The following is a 7,576-nucleotide window of genomic DNA, read 5'->3' on the forward strand; positions in this document are numbered from 1 at the left end:
GTTCGACCTGCGCGTTGTTGCAAAGCGCCCCCACCTGCAGAAGCCGCTTCAGATGAAGATCGTGTTTCGGATCAATCGCCTTTCCGTTCTCATAGATCGCCCCCGTGGGGTCATATCCTTCTCCGCTCACTTCCAGCCTGCGGTCGCTAAGCCACACGTTGGTAACGGTCATCTTGTTCTGCGTCAGCGTGCCCGTCTTGTCGGAGCAAATGACGGACGCGCACCCGAGCGTCTCCACGGAAGGCAGTTTGCGAACGATCGCCTTCCGCTTGATCATGCGCTGCACGCCAAGCGCCAAAGCGATTGTGACGATTGCGGGCAGCCCTTCCGGGATGGCTGCCACCGCCAGGCTAACCCCCGCGAGGAACATGCCGTATGCGGGTTGCCCGTGCAGGATGCCGGCGACGACGACCATGATCGTAAGCCCGATCGCGACCATGATTAGCAGCTTGCCTAGCTGCTCCAAACGATGCTGCAACGGCGTCTCCATAGATTCCGTCGATTGAATGAGACCCGCGATCTTGCCCATCTCCGTCTCCATGCCCGTTCGAACGACGATGCCCTTAGCTGTGCCTCGCGTAAGCATCGTCCCCATAAAGCCGATATTCCGTTGATCGCCTAGCGGCAGATCGCCGTCGGGTATCGGAGCAGCGTATTTGCCGACGGGAACCGATTCCCCGGTTAATGCGGATTCCTCCGCGTAACAGCTGTTCGTTTCGATCAGGCGCACATCCGCAGGAACGCGATCCCCGCTTTCCAGATAAACAATGTCGCCGGCAACCAGCTCGCGTGCCGCTATCGTAATCAGCTCGCCTCCGCGCAGCACCTTGGCCGAGGGAGCCGACAGCTCTTTGAGCGCGCGAAGAGAACGCTCCGCGCGGAATTCCTGTACGAAACCGAGCACTGCGTTAATAACGATAATAGCAATAATCGTAATGGCGTCCAGATATTCGCCGAGCAGTCCGGAGATCAGCGTGGCTCCCATCAGGATCAGCACCATAAAGTCCTTGAATTGGTTCAGGAGCAACAGAATCGGCGGAACCCGCTTCCCTTCTGTCAGCTCGTTCGCGCCATTTTCCTCCAGCCGCTCCGCCGCTGCGGAAGGCTTAAGCCCTTCTTGCAGCGAGCTGCCCAGCCGCTCGGTCAAATCGTTTACGCCGTATTGATGCCATTTCAACTGTTCCATTGCACGACTCCCTCCCGTTTGTTGCCGGTCCAGCAGTCAGCCGCCCCGAGCATGTCCCAAGGTGAAACGGCTGTCGCCGTCCTTGGCGGCGCAGCGCGCTTCAATCCGAGAATTATTGTGAACAACCGCTTAGGACAAATGTATTCGGACAGCCCGTAAAATATCCCACCGCACTTAATTTTTTGTCCCGAATATGGCATGATAGAGACATCCTGCAAAAAGAAAGGTACATAACGACAATGGCACTCGACGGAATCGTAACACGCGCACTCGTGCAAGACCTTCAGCGCTGCGTAGGCGCACGCATTCATAAAATACATCAACCGACCGAACACGATCTCGTGTTGTCCATTCGGGGCGGCGGAGCACAAGGCAAGCTGCTGCTCTCCGCCAATCCCACGTATCCTCGCGTCCACTGGACGACGGGAACGTATGTCAACCCGCTGGAAGCTCCCATGTTCTGCATGCTGCTTCGAAAGCATTGCGAGAGCGGCGTCATCGAAGCAGTCAGCCAGGTTGGCAATGAACGGATCATTCATATCGACGTGAGGCATCGCGACGAGCTTGGCGACCTGTCAAGCAAGCGCATCATTATCGAAATTATGGGCCGCCATAGCAACATCATTTTGATGGATGCAGGAACGGGACTTATCCATGACGGCATTCACCATGTCACGCCTGCCATCAGCGCTTTCCGGATCGTCATGCCAGGCAGTGCCTATACTGCTCCGCCGGATCAGAACAAACGAGACCCAATCGAGGTGACCGAAGAGGCGGAATTCCGTTCGCTAATGGCGGCAGCGTCAGGCGAGGATCGGACTGCCCTTACCGATGCCCAAGCTTTGGTTGCCGCTTTTAGCGGTCTCAGCCCCCTTCTTGCCAAGGAAATCGTGTTCCGATCCAAAGACGACGGCAGCGAAGGTTCGTTATGGAACAGCTTCCTGGACATGATAGAACAGGTTCGCGAGCACCGCTATAATCCGGGTATCGTGACCGATATCGGAACAGGCAAATCAAGTTTCTCGATTACGCGCTTAACCCATATTCATGGCGAATGGTCCCCTTATGACAGCGTCAGCGAATGCTTGGAGTCGTTCTACGGCGATAAGGCGGAGCGCGATACGGTAAAGCAGCGGGCCGCGGATCTGATCCGGTTCGTGCAAAACGAAAAAGCCAAAAACGTATCGAAGATCAAAAAGCTTCAAGAAACGCTTGAGGTGGCTCGGGACGCGGAAAAATACAGAGTGCTGGGCGAACTGCTGACGGCTTACATGCATCAGATCAATCGGGGCGACAGCTCTATTACGCTTGTCAACTTCTATGACGAGAACGCGGCGGAAGTGACGATTGAGCTGGACCCGCAGCTTAATCCATCAGAGAACGCTCAACGTTACTTCCGCAGATATACGAAACATCGCAACAGTTTATCGATTGTAGGAGAGCAGATGAGTCTGACGGAGGAAGAAATCCGTTATTTCGAAGCTTTGCTGCAACAGCTGGACTACGCTTCGCTTGCGGATATCGAGGAAATTCGGGACGAGCTGGTCCAGCAAGGTTATATGAGGGAACGGAATCGCAGAGGCCCTAAACGCAAAAAGCCGACACGCCCGGCCCTTCTCTGTTATACATCTTCAGAAGGCATTCCCGTCTATGTCGGCAAAAATAATACGCAAAACGAATATTTGACCAATCGTCTGGCTGCTCCGTCGGATACCTGGCTTCACACGAAAGACATTCCGGGTTCTCACGTCGTCATTCGCGGCGGCGACTTCGGCGACGCCACGCTGGAGGAAGCCGCGATGCTGTCCGCCTTCTACAGCCAAGCAAAAGAATCCAGCATGGTGCCCGTCGACTATACGCTAATCCGGCATGTGCGCAAGCCGAACGGCGCAAAGCCGGGCTTCGTCATCTACGACAATCAAAAGACGCTGTTTATCACGCCGGACACTGCGCGGCTGAAATCGCTGGCCAGCGAAATCAAATCTTAAGCTGGACAGATGTCCTGAACGCCAAACGGCGGAGCAAGCGCGCTCCGCCGTTTATTCGTTAAACGTTACACCGTCCCGTTTCTCTGCAATAACTTGTCCAGCAAGGCACGAATCGTATCGGGAGATGCGCACCTGCTGCCAATGGCGCCATGATAACTTTCGCCGTTCCGCTCTCCATGATAATCCGAACCCCCGGTCGCTATAATGCCATGACGATGGGCGAGCTCCAAATAACGCTGCTCGCTCTCCGCGCCATGATCGGGATGGTAGACCTCGATCCCATCCGCTCCAGCTGCAATCAACTCTTTTACCAAGGCGTCCCGCCCGTATAAGCCGGGATGCGCAATGACGCCGGCGCCGCCCGCCTCTTTGATCCAGCGCAGCGCTTCTACAGGGTGGACCTTGGGCATCTCTACATAAGCGGCCGCCCCTGCCGCCAGATACCGATCAAACGCTTCGCCCATGGTAGCAACGATCCCCTTGCGAATTAACGCTTCGGCAATATGGGGACGTCCGATGCTTTTTCCTTTCGTCCCGTCGGCCGGCCTTCTTTCATTGGCAATCCCTTCTACATCCGACCAGGCGATCGCAATCCCGAGCGACCGGAGCTTCTCCACGATGAGAACGTTTCGGTTCCCTCTTACGCCTCTGAGACTGGACAGACGCTCCTGCCACAACTCATTGTCATTGGCTGTAAAATAGCCCAGTACATGAATGTCGGCGCCTTCCGCATATGTGCTGATCTCTATGCCAGGCACAACCGTTATGCCGAGACGTTCGCCTTCCTCCGCCGCTTCGGCGACACCCGCTACCGTATCATGGTCCGTAATGGCGATGGCGGACAATCCCGCCGCATGGCCTTTGCGGACTACCTCGGCGGGAGCGAACATGCCGTCCGAAGCCGTCGTATGGCAATGAAGATCGACTCGGCCGTTGTCGGCAGTTTTCTTTGCCCCTTTATTCGTTACAGCCATTGCTTCAAATCCCTCTCTCTCAGAAACGTCAGGAACGTCACCGCAGATATCGGCAGCAGCGCGGACTTGAGGTAGATCGAATAGAACTGCCGGTGAAACCGGGCATCCGTCAGCTTGACCGTCTTGATCAATCCGAGAGCCATCTCATGTTTGACCGAAGAGGTCGACAAGATCGAGATGCCGAGCCCCGCCTCTACAGCCGACTTGACTGCGCCGGTGCTTCCGAGCTCCATCACGATTTTCATGGCGGATGGATCGAATCCTTTGTTCCGCAGCTCATCCTCCATGACAAGTCTTGTCCCCGAGCCTTGCTCCCTCAGCACGAACGTATACTGCAGCGCATCCGCAAGAGTGGTTTCCGAAACTTCCGCCAAGGGATGGTCCTTATGGACCACTAATACGAGCTCGTCGTTCATCACCGCTTCCATATACATGTCGGGGTGATTAACAGGCGCCTCGATTAATCCGAAATTTAATTGATGATTGAGAATATCTTCCATTATTTGAGCGGTGTTCATAACCTTCATGCTGATGGAGATATGAGGGTACTCCTGTCCGAACGGTCCCAGCAGCCGGGGCAAAATGTATTCGCCGATCGTCAAGCTGGAGCCAAGCTGCAGCTTGCCCTTGAGCTGCTTCGTAAATGTCGACATCGCCTGATCGGTATCCCGGATAAGCTCGATGCTGCTCTTGGCATAAGGCATGAGCGCCCTGCCGGCCTCGGTGAGCTCGATCCGCTTCGTTGAACGCTGCAGCAGCTTCGTGCCGAAATATTCCTCGAGCGACTGCACCTGCATCGTTACCGCGGGCTGCGTCATATGAAGAGATTGCGCGGCGGCCGAGAAGCTCCCCCGTTCCGCAACCGTATGGAATATATGCAACTGATGGAAATTAAGCGCCATAATAACCCGTCCTTTCTTTGCCCTTATTATACAATAGGATGGATCGGGATACGACAAAAAAGCGCATGTCTTGTCGACTCTGCGCTCCGATCCAATTAATAATATTTAAGTTTGGCATGAATTGTATTATTTGCGCTTGCGGCTATTTTTGATTAGCGTCATTCGTCTGGAATGTCTTAACCAGGAGTAATACGACTTCAGATCGCGGAGCTCGATCGTCTCCGACATTCGTCCCAGAAACGTCACTACGATCATCTTATGGAGCGGGTTGCCCAGCAAATCCCGTTCGGTAAGCGAATCCGAAAATTCCGCGACAAACACCAGATCGTCATCGATCAAATATACATCTTGCTCATTGCGATAGTATGGTTCAATGCGGTCCTTTTTCAAACATTCCCATAAAAATTCGGCAATATCGTCGTATCCGGTCTTCTCCGTCTCGATACGGTCAAGCCACCGGCTCTTCGCGTGGTTGGTAATGATGATGTCAACCACCTTCTTGTCGCCGAGCTCAACATAAAACGACTCATAAGTGCTCCATCTTCTCGTCATTTTATCCTTCATCTCGCAACCTACTCCTCCCAAGGAACCAGGGCTTTTAACCTATGTACATACTATCATTCTATCACGGCTGTCCAATATTTCAACAATAAAATAAAGTCAGGCCAAATATGGCATAATATGTATAACTGGTCAAAAAAAACGCTCAAGCCCATACCGAAGGGCTCAAGCGTTTCCCATGACTGGCTACAAACTGTAAAACCTTGTTTTGTCCTCGCTGTCCTTGCTATATTCCGTCTTGATCTCATTGCGATAGGAGCGCTCTACCTTGCGCACGTAGGGCAGGCGAGTCATCTGCCGCACGGCTTCCTCCGCCCTGTCCGCATTCATGTACAGTACGACATAATGCAGCTTTCTGGACATGTAGTGGACACTGCCGAAGCGTTCCAATGCTCTTGCCGCTTTTAAGTCGCTGACCCATATAATAAAACCCGTTCGTTCCGGCAACATCCTCTATACGCCCCCTCAACAATCGCGCCAAGCCGCCTTGCTCGCTAGCCGCAGCCTCCGCTTCCGCAGCTGCAAGATCCGCCGCCCCCGCAGCCGCTCCCCGATCCCTTTTCATTGCTCGGCACCTTAATCGTATCCGATACCGATTCGGCGATCATAACCGCAACCTCGTGCAGCATCTCGTCAACCGCTTGCTCAGCCAGCTTGAAACGCTTGACGCATTCCACCTCATCCAGCAGTTTTTCGGCTGCCTTCATCTTGTCTTTGGCCTCATGATAGTCGGGATGGAATCTGCCAAATCGCTGGCATTCGGCGAACAGCTCCTTCGCCTTCCCGAATTCCCGCTGCCGAAGCGCCGCTTCTTCATTCTGACTTACTGCCGTCTTCCAGTATGTGTACTCGGCAACTTCTGCCGATTGATTAATCCAGTCTCCCAATTCGTAAGCGCTGAGCAGCAAAGACGCCATGTCAAGCGTTGCTTCGGCGGCGTCCCCTTGCCCATCTGCCATCGACATCAAATAAGGTTCGGCAATTGGCATGAATACACCTCTTTCCTCGTGCTTGCTACTAGAGGTTGTTCAAAAATTCCGATTCCCATTACGAAGTATGCCTAGAAGCTTACTCGACATCGAAGATTGAACGCAACCGAACCTTCCGTTGCTCACGTAGCTCTGCTACGCTCCGCTACTCAGTTTCTAGTTGCCTTCAATCTTCTCGGTACTGAGAACCAAATTTTTTGAACTCGCATTATTACATTATCATATTACAGGGTTTTAGCCAATAGATGTATTGTCAAGTAACTATCCCGTCAGGCAAGTCGATCCCCATTTCGCCCCACATGTCGGGAGTAAGTCTGACAGGCTGATCGGATACGTTATCGCCCCAAGAACCGGCTACCGACCACTCCATGCCGCCTCGTCCTTCAAGACGCTCAGGAACAAATGTCCGCATACCTTGGTTCGTCACTATACGGACAGATGTTTCTAGCGTGATCGCTTTCTGCAGCAACTCCTTGCGCGTGGACAGATGATAATCGCGCAGCTGCCTGGACCACATCTGCGGGACCGAAGCCCAGTCCGCTGCGAGAAGCCTTTCCGGAACGGGATCGCTCGCCAGCTCGCATCGGCGAATGGACGCGTGATCGGCAACATACAAACCTTCGACGCCAGGAACCGGAATAACGGGCTGCCATTCCGCCTCCTCTACATCCTCTGCCTCCTCTGCATGGATTATTGATGCAAGGGACTCCTCTTCCGGAGCCCGCCATTTTGGCGACACGCCTTTGCGAGGCGGGAATCCGGCTTGCTGCAACAGCTTGCGCAAAGGGCTGACATGCGCCGCATCCACGACGAAGACTGCAGGACCTATTCGTTGCAGCTCAAAGGGCTGAGCTTGCACCTGTGCGGCAAGCCAGTCGGCGCGGTCCTCCGAGCGGCACCGAAGCAGGGTAGCCTGCGTAAATTCGAATTGGCAGGCGCGGCTTGCCCATTGCTCCAACATCGATTCCAGCGCCGC

Annotated in this window: 8 protein-coding genes; 1 reads left to right on the forward strand and 7 read right to left on the reverse strand. The window is 54.1% G+C overall.

Going from position 1 to position 7,576, the window contains the following annotated elements:
- Nucleotides 1-1,186: cation-translocating P-type ATPase (locus tag PAT3040_RS38395; protein ID WP_146200358.1), on the reverse strand; the 1,186-nt coding region annotated here is incomplete at its 3' end.
- 239 nt (nt 1,187-1,425) lie between these two features.
- Between PAT3040_RS38395 and PAT3040_RS04150 the strand changes: the two genes are divergently transcribed.
- The gene (locus PAT3040_RS04150; RefSeq protein WP_108991640.1) at nt 1,426-3,174 is read left to right on the forward strand and encodes an Rqc2 family fibronectin-binding protein; all 1,749 of its coding nucleotides are present in this window, start codon (nt 1,426-1,428) and stop codon (nt 3,172-3,174) included.
- A gap of 65 nt (nt 3,175-3,239) precedes the next feature.
- Here the strand turns inward: PAT3040_RS04150 and PAT3040_RS04155 are convergent, their stop codons facing one another.
- The 6 genes from PAT3040_RS04155 to PAT3040_RS36755 form a co-directional block, all read right to left on the reverse strand.
- Entirely contained in the window at nt 3,240-4,148 is a 909-nt protein-coding gene (locus tag PAT3040_RS04155; protein WP_108991641.1) for a PHP domain-containing protein, read from the reverse strand.
- A complete protein-coding gene (locus tag PAT3040_RS04160; RefSeq protein ID WP_087567768.1) occupies nt 4,139-5,050 on the reverse strand; it encodes a selenium metabolism-associated LysR family transcriptional regulator in 912 nt (303 codons plus the stop codon). Before PAT3040_RS04160 ends, PAT3040_RS04155 begins: the two co-directional genes overlap by 10 nt.
- A 126-nt stretch (nt 5,051-5,176) precedes the next feature.
- The gene (locus PAT3040_RS04165) at nt 5,177-5,614 is read right to left on the reverse strand and encodes a hypothetical protein (protein WP_087567767.1); all 438 of its coding nucleotides are present in this window, start codon (nt 5,612-5,614) and stop codon (nt 5,177-5,179) included.
- Between the two features lie 183 nt (nt 5,615-5,797).
- Nucleotides 5,798-6,061: a YlbG family protein gene (locus PAT3040_RS04170; RefSeq protein ID WP_087567766.1), complete on the reverse strand. Its 264-nt coding sequence runs from the start codon at nt 6,059-6,061 to the stop codon at nt 5,798-5,800.
- A gap of 44 nt (nt 6,062-6,105) precedes the next feature.
- Nucleotides 6,106-6,600 carry a YlbF/YmcA family competence regulator gene (locus PAT3040_RS04175; RefSeq protein ID WP_246608616.1) on the reverse strand — a complete coding sequence of 165 codons (495 nt, stop codon included), beginning with the start codon at nt 6,598-6,600 and terminating at the stop codon, nt 6,106-6,108.
- Between the two features lie 253 nt (nt 6,601-6,853).
- On the reverse strand, nt 6,854-7,576 hold a 723-nt coding region (locus tag PAT3040_RS36755), incomplete at its 5' end, for a hypothetical protein (RefSeq protein ID WP_181376430.1).

The organism is Paenibacillus agaridevorans (assembly GCF_003112455.1).
GTDB classification, from domain to species: domain Bacteria; phylum Bacillota; class Bacilli; order Paenibacillales; family Paenibacillaceae; genus Pristimantibacillus; species Pristimantibacillus agaridevorans.

What these genes read in the sequence shown, in the direction of transcription:
- PAT3040_RS04170 (WP_087567766.1), bottom strand. Translation starts at nt 6,061, where the DNA reads ATGTTGCCGGAACGAACGGGTTTTATTATATGGGTCAGCGACTTAAAA.
- PAT3040_RS04150 (WP_108991640.1), top strand. Translation starts at nt 1,426, where the DNA reads ATGGCACTCGACGGAATCGTAACACGCGCACTCGTGCAAGACCTTCAG.
- PAT3040_RS04160 (WP_087567768.1), bottom strand. Translation starts at nt 5,050, where the DNA reads ATGGCGCTTAATTTCCATCAGTTGCATATATTCCATACGGTTGCGGAA.
- PAT3040_RS04155 (WP_108991641.1), bottom strand. Translation starts at nt 4,148, where the DNA reads ATGGCTGTAACGAATAAAGGGGCAAAGAAAACTGCCGACAACGGCCGA.
- PAT3040_RS04175 (WP_246608616.1), bottom strand. Translation starts at nt 6,600, where the DNA reads ATGCCAATTGCCGAACCTTATTTGATGTCGATGGCAGATGGGCAAGGG.
- PAT3040_RS04165 (WP_087567767.1), bottom strand. Translation starts at nt 5,614, where the DNA reads ATGAAGGATAAAATGACGAGAAGATGGAGCACTTATGAGTCGTTTTAT.